Here is a 21,539-nt window from a genome sequence, read left to right on the forward strand (position 1 = left end):
CTGCTAATTAAATATAAAATTGGCAGCGCAATAATAGTTCAGCACAACTTATCTCAACTTTATTGAGTGGATAACTGCTGTGCATTTAGAATTAAAAGAGAAGCGTTATGACCAAATTTAAAGAGACAGCGACAAACCGCAGCAATAATAAAAAAACCTTTACTATTGCATTAGAGGCTAAAAATAGCTTGGATCAAACCTTATCCAAGCTAAATGCAAATCTAAATGGTCTGACTGAAGAAGATGCCAGAGAGCGGTTGGAATTATACGGTATCAATCAAGTCGCGCATGAGAAAGCACCTCCGGCCCTGACTCAATTACTGGCTGCATTTAATAACCCGTTTATTTTTGTTTTGATGGTTTTGGCGGCAATTAGTTTTTTTACTGACTATTGGTTGCCATTACAAAGTGGTGAAGAGACCGACCTGGTTGGCGTCACTATTATTGTCACTATGGTATTGATCAGCGGGCTATTACGTTTCTGGCAGGAGTTCCGAACTAATAAAGCCGCAGAAGCACTGAAATCAATGGTGCGCACCACCGCGACTGTATTGCGTCGGAGTAGCCACAGTGCTCAGCCAGCAAAACAGGAAATTGCGATTAAGCAATTGGTGCCGGGTGATATTATTCTTTTATCCGCCGGAGATATGATCCCTGCTGATTTACGGCTGATTAAATCGAGAGATCTGTTTATTAGTCAGGCAATTCTGACTGGCGAGGCCATACCCATCGAAAAGTACGATGCGATGGGCGACATCAGCTCAAAATCAGTCGATGCGGATGCCAGTAGTGAGAGCGAACTACTTGAATTGTCTAATATCTGTCTGATGGGAACCAATGTTGCCAGCGGGACGGCAATGGCGGTGGTGGTTGCCACCGGCGGGCATACTTATTTCGGGTCGCTTGCTAAGTCAATTGTGGGCAATCGTGCACAAACGGCTTTTGATCGTGGAGTGAACAGTGTCAGTTGGTTATTGATCCGCTTTATGTTGGTGATGGTCCCAATTGTATTGCTGATTAATGGCTTTACCAAAGGGGATTGGACCGAGGCGGCCCTGTTTGCTTTGGCGGTTGCGGTGGGGTTGACCCCTGAAATGTTGCCGATGATTGTCAGCTCTAACCTGGCGAAAGGCGCCATCGCGATGTCACGGCGAAAAGTTGTGGTTAAGCGATTGAACGCAATACAAAATTTTGGGGCGATGGATGTGTTGTGCACGGATAAAACCGGCACGTTAACGCAGGACCGTATCATTCTTGAGCACCATTTAGATGCCAATGGTAGTAATGACCAGCAGGTATTGCAGCTGGCATGGCTCAACAGTTTCCACCAAAGTGGCATGCGTAATCTGATGGATCAGGCGGTGATCAAATTTAGCCGAGGCAAACCTGAGATCGATGCGCTGCGCGGCTTTACTAAAGTGGATGAGTTGCCCTTTGATTTCATCCGCCGCCGTTTGTCGATCGTGGTCAAAGATGAGCAGCAACAGCAGCGCTTAATCTGTAAAGGTGCGGTGGAGGAGATGCTGAGCATCTGTACTCAAGTCCGGGAGGGGAGTGAAATTGTCCCATTGGATGATAGCCGCCGGGCTGAATTACTGGCGTTAGCCACGCAATATAACGAAGATGGTTTTCGTGTCTTGCTACTGGCAACCCGCGAGTTGGAGGCTCAAGCCAGCGAATTGCCGTTAAATATTGCTGATGAACGCGATCTGGTGGTGCAAGGGTTACTGACCTTCCTCGACCCACCGAAAGAGAGCGCTGAGGCCGCAATCACCGCGTTGCGTGAAAACGGCGTCGCAGTCAAAGTGTTAACGGGTGATAACCCGATTATTACGGCAAAAATCTGCCGTGAGGTGGGGCTGGAACCGGGCGAGCCGCTAAGTGGTCGTGATATTGAAAGCATGGATGATGAGACCCTGGCGCGGGAAGTGGAGTTGCGCACGCTGTTTACCAAGTTGACGCCGCTGCAAAAATCACGGGTGCTGAAAATGCTGCAAAGTAATGGGCATACCGTTGGTTTTCTGGGGGATGGCATCAATGATGCGCCAGCGTTGCGCGATGCTGATGTGGGGATTTCGGTTGATACCGGCACGGATATAGCCAAAGAGTCAGCAGATATTATTTTGTTGGAAAAGAACCTGATGGTGCTCGAAGAGGGGGTCATTATTGGGCGTGAAACCTTCGGCAATATCATCAAATATCTGAATATGACAGCCAGTTCTAACTTCGGTAATGTATTCTCGGTATTAGTGGCCAGCGCATTTATTCCATTCCTACCGATGTTAGCTATCCACCTACTGTTACAAAACCTGATGTATGACATTTCCCAGCTTTCACTGCCGTGGGATAAGATGGATAAAGAGTTTTTACGTAAACCGCGCAAGTGGGATGCTAAAAATATTGGCCGCTTTATGTTATGGATTGGGCCAACTTCATCCATTTTTGATATTACTACCTTTGCATTGATGTGGTTTGTTTTTGCCGCTAACAGTGTCGAGCATCAGGCTTTGTTCCAGTCAGGTTGGTTTATTGAGGGTCTGTTATCGCAAACGTTGGTTGTTCATATGTTGCGCACACAAAAAATTCCGTTTATTCAAAGTACGGCGGCGTTGCCAGTACTACTGACGACGGGGTTAATTATGGCTATCGGTATCTATATTCCGTTTTCACCACTGGGAACTTTGGTCGGCTTAGTACCACTACCATGGGAATATTTCCCATGGCTGGCAGGAACATTGATCAGCTACTGTGTCGTTGCGCAACTGATGAAACAGTTCTATATCCGCCGTTTCGGCAAGTGGTTCTAACCGTAACCATATTTGCATAACATGATGTGATAGAAAGATATCCGGGGCCAAATAGCCCCGGAATAATAACTGAGATTTATTGTTGCTGATTGGCTGCCACTGCCGCCATGAGGCGAAAAAGTGGCCACTCAAAGAGGGACGATGAGGACATCCACTGTACTGGTATTAATCAGCCGAGCCGCTGAACAAGAGAGTTTATTCATCAAATGGGTACTGTGATTGCCACAGATAACCAAATCAATATGCTGGTGCTGGCAATAGTAAGTCAGGCTATCGGCGAATTCACCATGAATCACGGTTCTACTCTTAATCGAATAGTTAGCATTAATAGATAATCTCTCCATAAATAGCTGTGCTTCTTCTTGTATCACTGATCGCAAATCACCGAGCATAGGTGCCGCGTAACTGCTGTACATCTCGGGTTCGGTCGTCAATGTAATTAGCGAAACGTTGCCGTTATAGGGCCGAACGATGGAAACGGCTTTATCAACCAATTGTTGGCTTTCGGGTGAAAGAGCAACTGCGACCAGTACATTGCTGTATCCCATTATTAGGCTCTCATAAGCACGGCTATTGATTAAGAGTAGGGGATCACAGATTTCATAAATGGGAGGTTAATCACATTTGGTAGTAACTGGTTAAGAATGCTAGCTATTGCAGGGACTTAATTAATCGAATAGCTAAAAAAACGCAGGGTAAACTTATGACTCAAACATTATTAATTAATTTATATTACATTCTGTTTACAAATACTTTGCAAAAATGAGGATATAAACCAAAGTTGAAAAGGTGAGTGATGAAAATGTATCTGGTTAAGCGAGAGTGAAACATGTAGTTACCTCTGTTGCTTTTTTTACTACTCAGCGTTGATATTTTTAACGCTAAAAGGTCGATTGGCTAATAAGCGTTCGATAATCGGTAGTTATTGTAATCGCATAAATATTCGTTAAAGAAAAATAGTTTCGGCAGGTTACTTATAGTCTTACCGAGTAATTAAGGGGTATTGCAGTCCTTAATGCTGATAATTTCGTGTTATGACAGATTTATGTTCTGCTATTTTGTTTTAGGAATGTGTTTGTTCGAATTGATCTAAAAACAGTAAGAATTGGGCCTATATCCTTAGTTTTTTAGCTCTTTTCTGACTTCTGGTTGTTTTTTGAGCGCGCAAGTGGTTAGTAAATGAACAATTTTGTTGGGTGGTAGCAACTTTTTATTTTATTTTTGTGATCCATATCACATTACATTTAAAATGAATCACTAGTCACATTGTATGTGCTAACGATTCGGGAGTAGAGTTGGGCCTCTTTAGGAATAATCCTAATAATTTGTAAGAAAAGTTCCATGATGGTGGTGCATTATCAGAGCAGCAAAAAATTCAGCTGCCAGGCCAACGACATGTTGTTTCATACCAAAATGGTATTTTTGTAACGTAACACCAGTAGGTTTCAATTATTTTTAGTTCTATAGGTGCTAATTAACTGTATAACGGGAAGGATCCCAGGTCTTGGGTGAAAAATACTATCATCCAACTTATGTTTTAAAACATAATCAGTCGGGATGTGTAAAATGAGTACGTCTGAATTACTCAAACATATTTATGATATTAATTTGTCATATTTGCTCTTAGCGCAGCGGTTAATTAACGATGAGAAAGCCTCAGCGATGTTTCGCTTGGGTATTACTGATAGCATGGCCGATGCATTATCACAGTTAACCTTACCGCAAATGGTTAAATTAGCTGAGACTAACCAATTAGTCTGTCATTTCCGCTTCAGTGATCACAACACTATTCATCATCTGACGAAAGAGTCTCGTGTGGATGACTTGCAGCAAATCCATACCGGAATTTTATTGTCGAGCCACTTACTCCACGAACTATCGTTAAAAGATGGTAGTGCACCTAAGAGAAGAGCATGACAGATGGTTGAGAAAAGTATTGTCCAGGAAGCCAAAGACATTCATTTGGCAATGGAGTTGATAACTTTAGGTGCGCGTTTACAGATGCTGGAAAGCGAAACGCAACTCAGCCGGGGGCGTTTAATTAAGCTCTACAAAGAGCTGAGAGGCAGCCCGCCACCGAAAGGAATGTTACCATTTTCCACCGATTGGTTTATGACTTGGGAACAAAATATTCATTCATCGATGTTTTATAACGCCTATAGCTTCTTGCTAAAAAGCGGACAATGCACCGGTGTTGAGGCCGTTATTAAGGCTTATCGTCTCTATCTGGAACAGTGCCCTGATCAGTCGGGAATCCCGCCATTACTGGCGTTAACCCGTGCCTGGACACTGGTTCGATTCGTTGACAGTGGTATGTTGCAGCTCTCAGGTTGCAATTGCTGTGGTGGGACTTTTATCACCCATGCGCACCAGCCACGAAACAGCTTTGTCTGTAGTCTCTGCCAGCCACCTTCCCGCGCAGTAAAAAAACGTAAACTTTCTCCGCAATCTGCCGATATAACTTCACAACTGCTGGATGAGCAGGTTAGACGCGCAGTTTGAGTTTCTTTGATTTGTCTGAATTTTTGGTTACAGCGGCGGTATGGATACCGTTTCTGTAGCCAGTTAATGACAACTCATCACACTCAAAGGGTGCTAACACCTCACCTTCCACCCACACACTTTGCTAAGGATGTCGCGTGTTAGTTATTTTGGGTTATATCGTGGTCTTAGGTGCGGTTTTCGGTGGCTACATGATTGTTGGTGGTCACCTTGGCGCACTTTATCAGCCAGCTGAATTTTTAATTATCGGCGGGGCAGGTATTGGTGCATTTATTGCGGGTAACAATGGTAAAGCAATAAAAGCCACAATGAAGGCAATGCCAAGATTGATGCGCCGCTCTAAATATAACAAAGTCCTATATATGGACTTAATGGCGCTGCTCTACCGCTTATTAGCAAAATCCCGTCAGCAGGGAATGTTGTCACTGGAACGTGATATAGAAAATCCACGTGAAAGTGAAATATTCTCTAATTATCCGAGGATTCTGGCCGATAAGATATTAGTCGAATTTATTACCGACTATTTGCGGTTAATTGTTAGCGGAAATATGAACGCTTTTGAAATCGAAGCATTGATGGATGAAGAGATAGAGACCCACGAGCAAGAGTGCGAAGTTCCCGCTGGGAGTTTGGCGATGGTGGGGGACTCTCTCCCTGCATTCGGTATTGTTGCCGCGGTGATGGGGGTCGTCCATGCCCTGGCCTCCGCCGACCGACCTGCCGCAGAACTTGGCGCGTTAATTGCCCACGCGATGGTGGGGACGTTCCTGGGTATTTTGTTGGCATATGGATTTATTTCACCTTTGGCGACTTTATTGCGTCAACAGAGTGCAGAAACCACCAAAATGATGCAGTGCATCAAGGTGACACTGCTTTCCAGTCTGAACGGATATGCACCGCAAATTGCCGTGGAATTTGGTCGTAAAACACTCTACACCACGGAGCGTCCATCGTTCATTGAGTTGGAAGAGCATGTACGCAGAGTGAAAGCTCCAGTACCGCAAGCGACAGAAGAGGACGCATGAAGCATCAGAACCACCCCGTTATTCTGGTCAAAAAGCGCAAGGCCAAACATGGTGGTGGCCACCATGGTGGGTCATGGAAAATCGCTTACGCTGACTTTATGACCGCGATGATGGCCTTCTTTCTGGTGATGTGGCTGCTATCGGTTTCCAGCCCGCAACAACTGACGCAAATTGCCGATTATTTCCGGACGCCATTGAAAGTCGCGCTGACTAGCGGTGATAAAAGTAGTTCCAGCACCAGCCCGATTCCAGGGGGGGGTGATGACCCGACTCAGCAGGTGGGTGAGGTGCGTAAGCACATAGATTCGGAAGAGAGCCGCAAAGAGGAGTATCGCCTCAATAAATTACGGGAAAAGCTGGATCAGCTGATCGAATCCGACCCAAGACTGAGAGCGCTGCGGCCACATCTGTTGATTAACATGATGGAAGAAGGTCTGAGAATTCAGATTATTGATAGTCAAAATCGGCCGATGTTCAAGATGGGGAGTGCTCAGGTTGAGCCGTATATGCGCGATATTTTACGTGCAATAGCCCCTATCTTGAATGATATACCGAATAAAATCAGTCTGTCGGGTCACACCGATGACTTGCCTTACGCCAACGGCGAACGGGGTTATAGCAACTGGGAGTTGTCAGCGGATCGCGCCAATGCTTCACGACGTGAATTGCTGATTGGCGGCCTGGATGAGGGCAAAGTGCTGCGCGTGGTGGGCATGGCCTCAACAATGCGCCTCAAAGAGCAGGCATCGGATGACCCGGTCAACCGCCGTATCAGTATCCTGGTGCTGAACAAACAGACTCAACATGATATTGAGCATGAGAATTTAGATAACAGAGCGCTGGATATCGAAAAAGCGGAAAGCTTGAAGCAGATTGAGAGCACGGGTACTGCGCCAGCGGCGACATCAGCGGTCACTGCTGCAACACCGCCAGCTGTAGCGGCAACATCCACTGAGCAGGCGGTAGCCACCGGTTCGGCAGCGGCAGGTTCAACCAATGCGCCGCAACCTGCCAAGGCAGCAGCTGATGACGCAGTGAAAGTAGCGGCATCGCCAGGATCATCATCGACAACATTATCATCGACAACAGCATCATCATCGACAACAACAGCACCAGCACCACAAACACAACCATTGAGCACGGGGAATATGACTCCAGCTGCCAGCGGGCCAACGACATCGTTGCCAGCGGCACCTGCAAGTCATGCACCGGTCTCTCCGACAAGCCGCGACGCACAGTAGAGGTGACACCGTGAGCATGGATATTACCGCGTTTTATCAGACGTTCTTTGATGAAGCAGATGAACTGCTGGCGGATATGGAGCAGCACTTGTTATTGCTGGACCCGCTGGCACCAGACAATGAACAACTCAATGCCATTTTCCGTGCTGCTCACTCCATCAAAGGTGGGGCAGCGACGTTTGGCTTTACGGTGCTGCAAGAGACAACCCATCTGTTGGAAAACCTGTTGGATGGTGCTCGCCGCGACGAGATGCGCCTGAGCACTGATATCATCAACCTGTTTTTGGAAACGAAAGATATTATGCAGGAACAGTTGGACGCCTACAAAACCTCGCAGGAACCCAATGCGGAAAGCTTTGAGTATATCTGTCACGCGCTGCGCCAATTGGCACTTGAAGCTTTAGAACAACAGAGTGTGGGTGATGCCCCAGCCGCCGCGCAGGGCAGTGGTGCGGCAACCGCTGAAGCGAAAACTAGCGGTAAGTCGCCGGCTCTGGTTCAGGGGGGGATGCGCATTCGCCTGTCTGGCCTGAAAGAGCAAGAGATCCCGCTGATGCTGGAAGAGCTGGGCAATTTGGGCGAAGTCAAAGATCCCCACCAAAGTGCCGATAGCCTTGAAGCGACCTTGATTACCTCGGTCAATGAAGATGATATCAGCGCGGTACTCTGTTTTGTGCTGGAACCGGAGCAAATTAGTTTTTTACCGGCTGAGTCAGAAGCTGCGCCAGAAGTCGCTGCGCCAGTTGCCACCGTTGCGCCTGTTGCCGAAGTTAAAATCGCCCCCCAAGTGGGTGCGGTTGCCGTACCCACTAGCCCAGAGCATGTGAAGCCGAAAGCGAAAGCCAGTGAATCCACTAGTATCCGTGTTGCAGTTGAGAAAGTTGACCAGTTGATTAATCTGGTGGGCGAATTGGTTATCACCCAATCCATGCTGGCACAGCGCTCCGGCATCCTGGACCCGGTGATTAATGGTGATTTGCTCAATAGCATGGGGCAGTTGGAACGCAATGCGCGTGACTTGCAAGAGTCGGTGATGTCCATCCGGATGATGCCGATGGAGTATGTGTTCAGCCGCTTCCCACGGTTAGTGCGCGATCTGGCGAGCAAGCTCAATAAGCAGGTTGAACTGACGCTGCTGGGTAGCTCGACCGAACTGGATAAAAGCCTGATCGAGCGCATTATCGACCCATTAACCCATCTGGTTCGTAATAGTTTGGATCACGGTATTGAAGATGCACAGACCCGTATCGCCGCTGGTAAACAGCCGGTGGGCAATCTGACACTCTCCGCTGAGCATCAGGGCGGCAATATTTGCATCGAGGTTCTTGATGATGGCGCCGGGCTGAATCGGCAAAAAATCCTGGCGAAAGCGCAGTCTCAGGGGATGGCGGTCAATGAGCATATGAGTGATGAAGATGTCGGGATGCTGATTTTCGCACCAGGCTTCTCCACCGCTGAGCAAGTGACGGATGTTTCCGGCCGTGGCGTCGGGATGGATGTCGTTAAGCGAAATATCCAGGAGATGGGCGGCCATGTGCAGGTCAGTTTCCAGGCGGGTCTTGGCACCTCGATCCGTATCCTGCTGCCATTGACGCTGGCTATTCTTGATGGCATGTCGGTTAAAGTTAGTGATGAAGTCTTCATTTTGCCACTGAACGCGGTGATGGAGTCGCTGCAACCTTTGGCGGAAGATCTACACCCGCTGGCCGGCGGCGAACGGGTGTTACAAGTGCGCGGCGAGTATCTACCGCTGGTTGAACTGTACCGGGTATTTGATGTTGAAAATGCTAAAACTGAAGCCACTCAGGGCATTGTTGTCATTCTGCAAAGTGCCGGTCGCCGTTATGCGCTGTTGGTAGACCAACTGATCGGTCAGCACCAAGTGGTGGTGAAAAACCTGGAGAGCAACTACCGCAAGGTGCCAGGAATTTCAGCCGCGACCATATTGGGTGATGGCAGCGTGGCGCTAATTGTTGATGTGTCAGCTTTGCAGGCTCTAAACCGGGAAAAGCGTGTATCGGTTGAAGATACCGCCGCATAACAGTTGTCCCGTATAGCGCCTGTATGGAATCCATATGTAAACAGGTGCAGGGTCGTGGAGATGTTCTCGGCCCTGAAAAAAAACATAAATTCAACCTACTGATTGAAGGGTAAACACATGGCAGGACTAGCAACCGTCACGAAGCTGGCTGGCGAAACGGTAGGACAAGAGTTCCTGATTTTTACGCTGGGTGATGAAGAGTACGGCATTGATATTCTGAAAGTGCAAGAGATCCGTGGTTACGATCAGGTGACCCGTATTGCTAACACCCCCGCGTTCATCAAGGGTGTGACTAACTTACGTGGCGTCATTGTCCCTATTATTGACCTACGGGTTAAATTTGCACAAAAAGGCGTCAGCTATAACGAAAATACCGTGGTGATTGTGCTGAATCTTGAGCAGCGGGTTGTCGGTATTGTGGTTGATGGTGTTTCTGATGTGCTGTCATTGACCAATGAACAAATCCGTCCGGCACCTGAATTTGCCGTCACTTTGGCAACCGAGTACCTAACGGGGTTAGGTTCTCTGGGCGAAAGAATGCTGATTTTGGTTGATATCGAGAAGTTGTTGAGTAGCGAAGAGATGTCGTTGATTGATGCGGTGGCGAAGGGGTAAGAGTTTCGGGGCAAGATCTGGATCTGGTTTCGGTTGATATTCAGTTGGGTGATAAGTTCGGTTGTTAAAGCTTCACCGCTCACCTTGCCTCCAATGAACCAACCGCCAAAGGGGTTACAAGCGCGTAACCCCCTTGGAACCCCTGCGCTAGCGCACGTATCGCTCGGCATCCACTCTTCACTCGGCAGCTCAAATGTGCTTTTAACTTCAAAAGCTAAAAACAGGGTTTTGATTTTGACTTTCTCTTTTGACCTTAAGCGCAATCAGGAATATTTCGCGCCAGGCGCGGGTGTTGGGCCGCCGCCCTGCGGCCCGACTCGGTTGAGGCGACGGAGATCAGGTCATCACTGAACGAATATCAACCGAAACCAGATCCAATCCCAATCCCAATCCCAATCCCCAAACGACTATCAACCCAAACCAGATCCAATCCACCACGCAGGCAAAGTGAGCACTAATCCCAACTCAACCACCCCCATAACCATTAACACCTCATTAAAATAATCCCCCTCCCCGGTAAAGTTCCCCCCTTTGATGCCGATAACAGTGTTAATTAGGCGTCTTGTGATTTGGCGTACCCGTATTTTGACATACCTATGTTTTGACGTACTTATGAAGGGACAACATGTTTAAGCGTATGAAAGTGGTCACCAGCCTGCTGCTGGTGTTAGTGCTATTTGGTGCCTTACAGCTGGTCTCCAGCGGGCTTTTCTTCAACTCCCTGAAAAATGACAAAGAAAACTTCGCTGTTTTACAAGTTATCCGTCAGCAACAATCGGTGTTGAATGAGAGCTGGGTAAATCTGCTGCAAACACGTAATACACTGAACCGCGCAGGCATCCGCTACATGATGGATGTCAATCACACCGGCAGCGGCCCTACCGTCAATGATCTTCTGGCTTCAGCCAAAGGTACATTGGGTGTGGCGGCAGACCGTTTTAAAAACTACGAACAGATTCCGCTGGATAGTCAGCAAGATGCAGAGTCAGCTAAAAAATTAAAACAGACCTATGACCAATACTTTGGCGCACTGACTGAGCTTATCCAATTGATGGAAGCGGGTAAAATCAACGAATTCTTTGATCAGCCAACCTCCAGTTTCCAGAATGCTTTTGAGAAGGATTACAACACTTACCTGACACAGAACGACCGTCTATATGCTTCCGCCGTGGAAGACAGCAACCACTCATTCAGCTTTGCTATGGGTGTGATTGTGGCTGTACTGATTGCGGTATCAGCCGTGATTATCTTGGTGTGGTTGGGTATGCAACACATCTTGATTAATCCGCTGAAACACCTGATTGAGCATATCAAGCATATCGCCAATGGTGATTTGACCCAAACCATCGAAGTACATAGCCGCAATGAGATGGGCACCTTGGCTGCCAGCCTGAAGCACATGCAGTCTGAATTGGCGACCACGGTTAATGACGTGCGTTTAGGCGCTGATGCCATCTACAGCGGGGCATCTGAAATCGCCGCCGGTAACAACGACCTGTCCGCGCGTACCGAACAGCAAGCCGCGTCACTGGAAGAGACGGCCGCCAGCATGGAGCAGTTAACTGCCACCGTGAAACAGAATGCTGAAAATGCCCGTCAGGCTAGCCAACTGGCATTGAGCGCATCAGAAACAGCGCAAAAAGGCGGGAAAGTGGTGGCAAACGTGGTGCAAACCATGCACGAAATTGCCGGCAGTTCGCAGAAAATCGCCGATATTACCAGCGTCATCGACGGCATTGCCTTCCAGACCAATATCCTGGCATTGAACGCCGCCGTGGAAGCGGCCCGTGCCGGTGAGCAGGGTCGTGGTTTTGCCGTGGTCGCCGGTGAAGTGCGCAATCTGGCGCAGCGCAGTGCACAAGCAGCAAAAGAGATTAAGGGTTTGATTGAAGACTCCGTCAACCGGGTCGACATGGGATCGGTGCTGGTTGAAAGCGCGGGTGAAACCATGGGCGATATCGTTAATGCCGTCACGCGCGTCACGGACATCATGGGTGAAATCGCTTCCGCCTCTGATGAACAAAGCCGCGGTATCGACCAGGTTGGTCAGGCCGTTACCGAGATGGACCGTGTGACCCAGCAAAACGCCTCGTTGGTGGAAGAGTCTGCTTCTGCCGCCGCCGCACTGGAAGAGCAAGCCAGCATGTTGACCCAATCCATGTCCGTCTTCGTTTTACGTATGGATAACGGTAGTAGCACCAAGAGTGTGAGAAAAATCAAGCAGCCGACACAGGATCTGAGCGGTACTGCTAAAAAAACACTGGGAAGTGACCTGCAAGATAATTGGGAAACTTTCTAGATATCCCCCCTACACAAAAAATAGATAAAGCCGGCCTATGAGCCGGCTGAGAAGAGGTTACGATGTTTGGCCGAATCCGGATTTCTACCAGCTTTTTCCTGTTACTGATATTGATCTGCTCCATACAGTTAATTTCAAGTGGTCTGTCATTTACGGCTTTTCGCTCAGACAACCAAAACTTAAATCGTGTGGATCTTAGCAGTCAGCAACGGGATGCATTAAGCCTCAGTTGGGTATCCTTGCTTCAGGCGCGTAATACCTTAAACCGAGCGGGGACGCGCTCGGCTCTCAAAGTCCCTCAGGAGCAAGTTAACGCATTAATGGGCAATGCACGCAGCTCATTACAGAAAGCGGATCTCTATTTTAATCAGTTTCTGGCGGTGCCGCGCCTTGATGAGAGTGAAACTGGCGGCGAGTTACTGAATGCCACCAAAAACAGTTATCAGAATTTACGGCTCTCGTTACGGCAACTCATCGATTTTCTGGAGGCCGGCAATCTACAAGGTTTTATGGATCAGCCCACCCAGAAAACACAAGATCTGTTCGAGGCAGATTTTTTGCAGTATTTGCAATATGCCAATGAGGTGATTGCCGAGGCGGGTACAGAGAATCAACAAGCTTACCATCTCTCCATCTGGATATTTGGTGGCGCGATTTTGATGGTGATTCTGATGGCGCTCTCTTCGCTGGTTTGGTTACGCACAATGTTCGTGAACCCGCTGAAGATTATGAGCGCCCACTTCGATCGCATTGCTGAGGGGGATTTGTCCGCTCATATTGATGTCTCTGGCCGCAATGAAATTAGTCAACTGTTTGCCAGCTTACGCACCATGCAGCGCTCGTTAATCACCACTGTCAGCCACGTCCGTGATGGGACTGAATCGATGCTGACAGGGATTCAGGAGATCTCGGCCGGCAACAATGATTTGTCTGCGAGAACAGAACAGCAGGCAGCATCACTGGAGCAAACAGCGGCCAGTATGGAGCAACTGACCGCCACCGTGAAACAGAATGCGGATAATGCGCGTCAGGCAACACAGTTGGCGCAAGATGCATCGGGAACCGCCGCGAAAGGGGGCGAGTTGACCCGCGGTGTGGTCACCACCATGCATGATATCGCCACCAGTTCGAAGAAGATTGGTGCCATTACCAGCGTGATTGATGGTATTGCCTTCCAAACGAATATTCTGGCGCTGAATGCGGCCGTTGAAGCCGCACGTGCCGGTGAACAGGGGCGTGGTTTTGCGGTAGTGGCAGGTGAAGTACGTAATTTGGCCCAGCGCAGTGCGCAAGCGGCAAAAGAGATTAAAGTGTTGATCGATGAATCGGTCAGTCGTGTTAGCCAGGGGTCCACACTGGTTGAAAATGCGGGTACTACCATGGAAGAGATCGTTCGCTCAGTGACTCGGGTTACCGACATTATGGGTGAAATCGCTTCCGCCTCGGATGAGCAAAGCCGGGGTATTGAGCAGGTTTCACTCGCGGTAACACAGATGGATCAGGTCACTCAGCAAAACGCCGCATTAGTGGAAGAGGCTGCGGCTGCGGCTAATGCACTGGAAGAGCAGGCAAGTATGCTCTCCAATGCAGTGTCTGTTTTTCGTTTGGAGCAGGATAGCGACAGCGGGGAGGGGCAAAGCAGTAGTAAGCAATCTGTTGTAAAAGCCACGGTCGCAAAGGAAATCCCAGATTGTCAAATGACGTAACCAAGACTTTGTTGTGGGGGGAGGCTGGATGAAATCATCATCGATGAAACAATCGTCTTTGAATCAAGCAGCTCAGCCATCACCCCTGGAGTCTGGGTCGATTCTGACTCAGATGATTCAACGGCTCCCGCTGTCGGATGTCCACTTCCGGCGCATTTGCCAACTTATTTACCAACGAGCCGGGATTGTACTGGCCGATCACAAACGGGAAATGGTCTATAACCGCCTGGTCAGGCGGTTAAGATTGCTGAATATTAACGATTTTGGTCAATATCTTGCGGTGTTGGAGAGCGACCCGAATAGTGCCGAGTGGCAGGCATTTGTGAATGCGTTGACCACCAATCTGACGGCATTTTTCCGTGAGGCGCACCATTTTCCGATTCTGGCTGAACACGCTCGCCAGCGTCAGGGGAGTTATTCGGTATGGAGTACCGCAGCATCGACCGGTGAGGAGCCTTACTCCATCGCCATGACATTAAGTGATGCGCTGGGAAATCGGGCGGGATCGTGTCAGGTTCTGGCCAGTGATATCGATACGCAAGTGCTGGAGAAAGCGACCAGCGGCGTCTATCGGCAGGATGAGCTGCGCTCACTGTCGGCGCAACAGATGCAACGCTATTTCTTGCGTGGCACCGGCCCCCATCAGGGTATGGTGCGGGTGCGGCCAGAACTGGCCAATATGATTCAGTTCCAGCAACTCAATCTATTGGCACCAGAGTGGGCGTTACCGGGGCAATTTGATGCTATTTTTTGTCGTAACGTGATGATCTATTTTGATAAAGAGACGCAGGAGCGCATTCTGCGTCGCTTTGTCCCTTTGCTAAAACCCGGTGGCCTGATGTTTGCGGGTCACTCGGAGAATTTCAGTCAAATTAGCCGGGAATTCTATTTGCGCGGGCAGACCGTTTATGGACTGACCAAGGAGAGGTGATGAGTAAAATCAGAGTATTATGCGTTGATGATTCTGCATTGATGCGCCAGCTAATGACAGAGATTATCAACAGTCACCCAGATATGGAGATGGTTGCAGCGGCACCGGATCCGTTGGTCGCCCGCGATTTGATCAAAAAATTCAATCCGCAGGTTTTGACGCTCGACGTTGAAATGCCGCGCATGGATGGTCTGGATTTTCTTGAGAAACTGATGCGGCTGCGACCCATGCCGGTGGTGATGGTTTCATCCCTAACCGGTAAGAACTCCGAAATAACCATGCGGGCGCTGGAGTTAGGGGCGATCGATTTCGTGACCAAACCCCAGTTGGGCATTCGAGAGGGGATGCTGGCTTACAGTGAGTTGATTGCGGAGAAGATCCGCACCGCCGCTAAAGCCCGCCTGCCACAACGCGGCCCAGAACATGCTCCGGTAATGTTAACCCACACCCCGTTGCTCAGTAGTGAAAAGCTAATTGCCATTGGGGCATCAACGGGGGGGACAGAAGCTATCCGTACTGTGTTACAGCCTTTGCCGCCTACCAGTCCGGCGCTATTGATTACTCAGCATATGCCACCGGGTTTTACCCGTTCATTTGCTGAGCGGCTCAATAAATTGTGCCAGATCACGGTGAAGGAGGCAGAAGACGGTGAGCGCGTATTGCCCGGACACGCCTACATTGCACCCGGTGATCGGCACATGGAGCTGGCGCGCAGTGGGGCAAACTATCAGGTGCGCATCCATGATGGCCCGGCGGTGAATCGCCATCGGCCCTCGGTTGACGTGCTATTTCGCTCCGTGGCGCAGTATGCGGGGCGAAATGCCGTGGGGGTGATTCTGACCGGTATGGGTAATGACGGTGCCGCCGGTTTACTGGAGATGCATCGGGCAGGGGCCTATACCATTGCACAAAACGAAGCCAGCTGTGTGGTCTTCGGGATGCCGCGTGAAGCCATTGGTATGGGCGGCGTGAATGAAGTATTGGATCTGAATCAGATAAGCCAGCGGATGTTGGCACAGATTAGTAGTGGCCAGGCGCTACGTATATAAAGCGACTTTAGGTATTCATTTTTCCGGTGGAAATCGGGCGTTGATAGTTAATCGCTCAGCGGTGAGCAACAAACTTTAGGAGTTGGTATGGCGGATAAGAATCTCAGATTTTTGGTGGTAGACGATTTTTCGACCATGCGTCGTATTGTCCGAAACCTGCTAAAAGAGCTAGGTTTTAACAATGTGGATGAAGCCGAAGATGGTGTCGACGCATTGAATAAATTACGAACAGGTGGTTTTGATTTTGTCGTTTCTGACTGGAATATGCCAAATATGGATGGTTTAGACCTGTTGAAAACTATCCGTGCTGACGGTGCTCTGAGCTCTCTACCGGTTTTGATGGTCACTGCCGAAGCTAAAAAAGAGAATATCATCGCAGCAGCGCAAGCCGGTGCCAGTGGTTATGTAGTGAAACCTTTCACTGCCGCTACCTTGGAAGAGAAACTCAATAAGATCTTTGAAAAGTTGGGTATGTAAGGAGGCGGAATGAGTAACCATCAAATGCCTGCATCAGATGCGGCATCAGCCAGTGATATTATTAGCCGTATTGGTAGCCTTACGCGGATGTTACGCGATAGCCTACGTGAGTTAGGTCTGGATCAGGCAATTGCTCAGGCAGCGGAAGCTATTCCGGATGCCCGTGACCGTCTGGACTATGTGGTTCATATGACCGCACAGGCCGCAGAGCGAGCATTAAATTGCGTTGAAGCCGCGCAGCCGCGACAAAATGAGCTGGAGTCATCGGCGAAAGCACTGAAAATTCGCTGGGATGAGTGGTTTGCCAATCCAATCGAGCTTTCCGATGCGCGCTCGCTGGTCACGGATACCCGTGATTACCTGGATGTGGTTCCACAGCACACCTCATTTACCAATGCGCAATTGTTGGAGATCATGATGGCGCAGGATTTCCAGGACCTGACCGGTCAGGTTATCAAGCGCATGATGGATGTGGTGCAAGAGATTGAGAAGCAACTATTGATGGTATTGATGGAAAACATCCCAGATATGCCGTCCAAACCGCAAAAACCGACGGACAGTTTACTCAATGGGCCGCAGATGGATAAAACCGGTGCTGGGGTGATTGCCAATCAAGATCAGGTTGACGATCTGCTGGATAGCCTGGGCTTCTAAGCTATCGGATGACCATAATATACCTGCAGATGAGAGACTCTCATCTGCAATCTCTCCTCTTCGCAATAACCCTCATCCAATAAATAGCCCACTAATTACCGCGTTGTTCCATCCATCGGCTAGCTGAATATTTGTCATGCTAAGCAGCAATTTTTATCTCTTATCCATCTCCCTAATACGGAACGCTCACGCTGAATAGGAATATTGGCTGTGTCTGAAGATAGCGATCTGGAAAAAAGCGAGGAACCCACAGCCCATAAGCTGGAGAAGGCTCGCGAGAAAGGCCAGATTCCGCGCTCACGCGAACTGACCTCGATGCTGATGCTCGGGGCCGGTTTGGCTATCTTGTGGTTTTCGGGGGAGTCGATGGCGCGACAACTTGCCGCCATGGTGGCGCAAGGGATGCACTTTGATCACGGCGTGGTCACCAATGATAAGCAGATGCTGCGCCAACTTGGCATGTTGCTGCGCCAAACCTTGATAGCTCTGGTGCCGATTTTTGCCGGATTGGTGATAGTGGCACTGGCGGTTCCGATGCTGCTGGGCGGGGTGCTGTTTAGCGGTGAATCGATCAAATTTGATCTGCAGCGCATGAGCCTTATCTCCGGCTTAAAGCGGATGTTCTCTGCTCAGGCGCTGGCTGAGTTACTCAAAGCGATTTTGAAGGCGACACTGGTCGGCTGGGTAACCGGCATCTTCCTGTGGCATAACTGGCCAGATATTATGCGCTTGATCGCAGCGCCGCCAGTGGCGGCATTAGGCGACGCGCTGCACTTGATTATTATCTGCGGACTGGTGGTGGTATTAGGTTTAACACCCATGGTCGGTTTTGACGTGTTTTTCCAGATAACTAGCCATATCAAAAAGTTGCGTATGACCAAACAGGAGATACGGGACGAATTTAAAGATCAAGAGGGCGATCCTCATGTGAAAGGGCGCATTCGTCAGCAGCAACGCGCGATGGCCCGCCGCCGCATGATGGCGGATATCCCTAAAGCCGATGTCATCGTCACCAACCCGACCCACTATGCCGTCGCTTTGCAGTACAACGAAGCAAAAATGAGTGCGCCCAAAGTGTTAGCGAAGGGCGCGGGGGCGGTTGCGCTGCGTATTCGTGAGTTGGGCGCGGAACATCGCATTCCCTTATTAGAAGCGCCGCCGCTGGCGAGGGCACTGTTCCGGCACAGTGAGGTGGGGCAACACATTCCAGCCACCCTTTATGCCGCGGTGGCGGAAGTGCTCGCCTGGGTCTATCAACTGAAACGTTGGAAGCGGGAAGGTGGGTTAATTCCGAAAAAACCTGAACATCTGCCAGTGCCGGAAGCACTGGATTTTGCAACAGAGAGTGAGACTGACTAATGGCAAATTTGGCCGCCCTGCTTCGTTTACCGGGCAACTTTAAAGATACGCAGTGGCAAATCCTTGCCGGGCCAATCCTGATTCTGATGATCTTGTCGATGATGGTATTGCCACTGCCACCCTTCATCCTTGATTTGCTGTTTACCTTCAATATTGCACTCTCCATCATGGTGCTGTTGGTGGCGATGTTTACCCAGCGCACCCTGGATTTTGCGGCATTCCCCACTATTTTGCTGTTCTCAACCTTGCTGCGTTTGTCGCTAAACGTCGCCTCCACCCGTATCATTCTGATGGATGGTCACACAGGGGCAGCGGCGGCGGGCCGTGTGGTTGAAGCCTTTGGTCACTTCCTGGTGGGCGGTAACTTCGCCATCGGTATCGTGGTCTTTATCATCTTGGTTATCATCAACTTTATGGTTATCACCAAAGGGGCGGGGCGTATTGCTGAGGTTGGCGCGCGCTTTGTTCTGGATGGGATGCCCGGTAAGCAGATGGCGATCGATGCAGATTTAAATGCGGGATTGATTGGCGAAGATGAGGCGAAAAAACGCCGCTCAGATGTGACGCAAGAGGCTGATTTCTACGGTTCCATGGATGGGGCCAGTAAATTCGTGCGCGGTGATGCGGTTGCCGGGTTAATGATCATGGTCATTAACGTGGTCGGCGGCTTACTGGTCGGGGTACTTCAGCACGATATGGCGGTAGGCCACGCGGCAGAAACCTATACCTTGCTGACCATCGGTGATGGTCTGGTGGCGCAAATCCCCGCCCTGGTCATCTCCACGGCGGCAGGTGTCATCGTGACGCGTGTAAGTACCGATCAGGATGTCGGCCAGCAGATGGTTACCCAGCTGTTCAATAATCCACGGGTGATGGTATTAAGTGCCAGTGTACTGGGCTTGCTGGGCATGGTGCCGGGGATGCCTAACTTTGTGTTCCTGCTATTCACCGTCGCCTTGCTGGCATTAGCCTGGCGCTTACGCGGCAAACAGACACAAAAATCTGCGGTAGCAGAAGCACCGATGATTCAGGATCAACAACAGGCGGCTGAAGCGACCTGGTCAGATGTTCAGTTAGAAGACCCTCTGGGGATGGAGGTGGGCTATCGCCTGATCCCGATGGTGGATTTCCAGCAAAATGGCGAGTTGTTGGGCCGCATCCGCAGCATCCGTAAAAAGTTTGCCCAAGAGATGGGCTATCTGCCGCCTGTGGTGCATATCCGGGATAATCTGGAACTGCCGCCCGCCAGCTACCGGATATTAATGAAAGGGGTCGAGATTGGCAGTGGCGAAGCCCATCCGGGGCGCTGGCTGGCAATTAACCCAGGTAACGCGGTCGGTACCTTACCCGGCGAGGCGACGCATGACCCTGCTTTTGGTCTGGCGGCGGTCTGGATCGAAAGTGCACTGCGTGAGCAGGCGCAGATTCAAGGTTTTACCGTGGTTGAGGCCAGTACCGTGGTGGCGACGCATCTGAACCACCTGATTAGCCAATTTGCCAGTGAACTGTTTGGCCGTCAGGAGACCCAGCAGCTTCTGGATCGGGTGACACAAGAGATGCCGAAGCTGACAGAAGACTTTATTCCCGGCATCGTGACCTTAACCACGCTACACAAAGTGCTGCAAAATCTGTTGATGGAGCGGGTATCGATCCGCGATATGCGCACCATTATTGAGACACTGGCGGAACACGCGCCAAATCAAACTGACCCTTACGAACTCACCGCCGTGGTGCGCGTCGCATTGGGGCGCTCCATTGCGCAACAGTGGTTCCCTGGCACCGGTGAAATCCAGGTTATTGGGCTGGATGCGGCACTGGAGCGCTTGTTGTTACAGGCACTACAGGGTGGCGGTGGTTTAGAGCCGGGTCTGGCTGATCGTCTGCTAGAGCAGTCCAAACAAGCGCTGCAACGGCAAGAGATGCTGGGTGCACCGCCAGTGCTGCTGGTGAATCACGCTCTGCGCGCACTATTGGCCCGCTTCCTGCGCCGCAGCCTGCCGCAGATGGTGGTGCTATCTAATCTGGAAATTGGTGATAATCGCCAGATCCGGATGACCTCAACCATAGGGGCGGCCTGATGCCGATTCGTCTCTCTCGAGTGATGTTTGCCGGTTTACTTTCGCTCTGTTTGTTGCCGCTGAGTGCTGTTGCCTCAGGGAGTTGGGTGGCAGATGACATTGGCGTAACGCAAGGTTTGCGCGGTGTGGCAACCTCTGCCAGGCCGCTACAATCGCCGACGGCGCTGGCTCAGGAGAATGCACGGATTGTGTCCGTAGGCTGGCGCTACCAATTAATGTCAGCAGCGCCAGATGGTTTGCAGGTGAAGTTATGCACTCCCACACGCTGTATGCCCCTTGAGGGCGGCAGCGGCCAGAGTCGGGGGCTGGCCGGTGAAGCCGCCGCGACTCAACTCACTTTTGTCTACTTTATTGCCGGCAAAGGTCGGGTCAACCCGCCGCTGCAAGTGATCAACAATCAGGTATTGGTCAATTATCGGTAACCCCATATTGGGTGAACACAAGTGAAGCAGTAATCGTAGGGGAAATAACCATTCCCTTTGATTTCAAACGATTGTGCTGCCTGAGTCGTCGACAGCGCCAGTACACCGAAAAACAGCAAACTCCACAACATCGCTATTCTCTGCTTTTTCATCTCTCCTCTCCTCATCGAAACCAAGCAAACAATGCTTAGCCACAGCAGAGTAGCGCGCTGCAAAAAAAGAGAAAAAACCCTTTTTTGAGTAGGTAGGAAGCTAATGACATTAAGATGGCAATATGGGGAGTGAGGTAGGGATCGCACAGAGATAAACCCCGCAGTGCAGCAGTTAATCTCT

General features: G+C 50.0%; 18 protein-coding genes. 16 read left to right on the top strand and 2 right to left on the bottom strand.

Annotated elements, in window-relative coordinates:
- Window positions 1-107 precede the first annotated feature (107 nt).
- Window positions 108-2,807 carry a magnesium-translocating P-type ATPase gene (mgtA, locus tag HRK25_RS13985; protein WP_049599069.1) on the top strand — a complete coding sequence of 900 codons (2,700 nt, stop codon included), beginning with the start codon at window positions 108-110 and terminating at the stop codon, window positions 2,805-2,807.
- 128 nt (window positions 2,808-2,935) lie between these two features.
- Here the strand turns inward: mgtA and uspC are convergent, their stop codons facing one another.
- A complete protein-coding gene (gene uspC / locus HRK25_RS13990; protein ID WP_005277384.1) occupies window positions 2,936-3,355 on the bottom strand; it encodes a universal stress protein UspC in 420 nt (139 codons plus the stop codon).
- Window positions 3,356-4,373: 1,018 nt separating this feature from the next.
- On the opposite strand from uspC, the gene flhD reads away from it, so the two are divergent.
- From flhD to HRK25_RS14065, 15 genes are all read left to right on the top strand, one after another.
- Complete coding sequence (flhD, locus tag HRK25_RS13995) at window positions 4,374-4,724, top strand: flagellar transcriptional regulator FlhD (RefSeq protein WP_005277382.1); 351 nt, start codon at window positions 4,374-4,376, stop codon at window positions 4,722-4,724.
- 3 nt (window positions 4,725-4,727) lie between these two features.
- Complete coding sequence (gene flhC / locus HRK25_RS14000; protein ID WP_005164496.1) at window positions 4,728-5,309, top strand: flagellar transcriptional regulator FlhC; 582 nt, start codon at window positions 4,728-4,730, stop codon at window positions 5,307-5,309.
- A 137-nt stretch (window positions 5,310-5,446) separates the two neighbouring features.
- Window positions 5,447-6,334 carry a flagellar motor stator protein MotA gene (gene motA / locus HRK25_RS14005; RefSeq protein WP_005277380.1) on the top strand — a complete coding sequence of 296 codons (888 nt, stop codon included), beginning with the start codon at window positions 5,447-5,449 and terminating at the stop codon, window positions 6,332-6,334.
- A complete protein-coding gene (motB, locus tag HRK25_RS14010; RefSeq protein WP_032898531.1) occupies window positions 6,331-7,575 on the top strand; it encodes a flagellar motor protein MotB in 1,245 nt (414 codons plus the stop codon). The genes motA and motB overlap by 4 nt, the downstream gene beginning before the upstream one ends.
- A 16-nt stretch (window positions 7,576-7,591) precedes the next feature.
- On the top strand, window positions 7,592-9,616 hold the full coding sequence (gene cheA / locus HRK25_RS14015) for a chemotaxis protein CheA (RefSeq protein ID WP_005277376.1): 2,025 nt from the start codon (window positions 7,592-7,594) through the stop codon (window positions 9,614-9,616).
- Between the two features lie 117 nt (window positions 9,617-9,733).
- The gene (gene cheW / locus HRK25_RS14020; RefSeq protein ID WP_005277374.1) at window positions 9,734-10,231 is read left to right on the top strand and encodes a chemotaxis protein CheW; all 498 of its coding nucleotides are present in this window, start codon (window positions 9,734-9,736) and stop codon (window positions 10,229-10,231) included.
- A gap of 625 nt (window positions 10,232-10,856) precedes the next feature.
- On the top strand, window positions 10,857-12,530 hold the full coding sequence (locus HRK25_RS14025) for a methyl-accepting chemotaxis protein (RefSeq protein ID WP_032898552.1): 1,674 nt from the start codon (window positions 10,857-10,859) through the stop codon (window positions 12,528-12,530).
- Between the two features lie 62 nt (window positions 12,531-12,592).
- On the top strand, window positions 12,593-14,236 hold the full coding sequence (locus HRK25_RS14030; protein WP_032898550.1) for a methyl-accepting chemotaxis protein: 1,644 nt from the start codon (window positions 12,593-12,595) through the stop codon (window positions 14,234-14,236).
- 112 nt (window positions 14,237-14,348) lie between these two features.
- Window positions 14,349-15,167, top strand: a complete 819-nt coding sequence (gene cheR, locus HRK25_RS14035; protein WP_049599568.1) for a protein-glutamate O-methyltransferase CheR — start codon at window positions 14,349-14,351, stop codon at window positions 15,165-15,167.
- Window positions 15,167-16,216: a protein-glutamate methylesterase/protein-glutamine glutaminase gene (locus tag HRK25_RS14040; RefSeq protein WP_004877496.1), complete on the top strand. Its 1,050-nt coding sequence runs from the start codon at window positions 15,167-15,169 to the stop codon at window positions 16,214-16,216. The genes cheR and HRK25_RS14040 overlap by 1 nt, the downstream gene beginning before the upstream one ends.
- An 87-nt stretch (window positions 16,217-16,303) precedes the next feature.
- On the top strand, window positions 16,304-16,693 hold the full coding sequence (gene cheY / locus HRK25_RS14045) for a chemotaxis response regulator CheY (protein ID WP_032815462.1): 390 nt from the start codon (window positions 16,304-16,306) through the stop codon (window positions 16,691-16,693).
- 9 nt (window positions 16,694-16,702) lie between these two features.
- Window positions 16,703-17,347: a protein phosphatase CheZ gene (gene cheZ / locus HRK25_RS14050; protein ID WP_005277471.1), complete on the top strand. Its 645-nt coding sequence runs from the start codon at window positions 16,703-16,705 to the stop codon at window positions 17,345-17,347.
- A 210-nt stretch (window positions 17,348-17,557) separates the two neighbouring features.
- Window positions 17,558-18,706 (top strand): flagellar biosynthesis protein FlhB, encoded by a 1,149-nt coding sequence (flhB, locus tag HRK25_RS14055; protein ID WP_032898549.1) that lies wholly within the window; start codon window positions 17,558-17,560, stop codon window positions 18,704-18,706.
- Window positions 18,706-20,784 (top strand): flagellar biosynthesis protein FlhA, encoded by a 2,079-nt coding sequence (gene flhA / locus HRK25_RS14060; protein ID WP_005277469.1) that lies wholly within the window; start codon window positions 18,706-18,708, stop codon window positions 20,782-20,784. Before flhB ends, flhA begins: the two co-directional genes overlap by 1 nt.
- Entirely contained in the window at window positions 20,784-21,206 is a 423-nt protein-coding gene (locus HRK25_RS14065; protein WP_032898548.1) for a flagellar protein FlhE, read from the top strand. Before flhA ends, HRK25_RS14065 begins: the two co-directional genes overlap by 1 nt.
- Here the strand turns inward: HRK25_RS14065 and HRK25_RS14070 are convergent.
- A complete protein-coding gene (locus tag HRK25_RS14070; protein ID WP_153802294.1) occupies window positions 21,197-21,358 on the bottom strand; it encodes a hypothetical protein in 162 nt (53 codons plus the stop codon). The two genes, HRK25_RS14065 and HRK25_RS14070, sit on opposite strands and share 10 nt — an antisense overlap.
- Window positions 21,359-21,539: the final 181 nt, after the last annotated feature.

The organism is Yersinia bercovieri ATCC 43970 (assembly GCF_013282745.1).
GTDB lineage: Bacteria > Pseudomonadota > Gammaproteobacteria > Enterobacterales > Enterobacteriaceae > Yersinia > Yersinia bercovieri.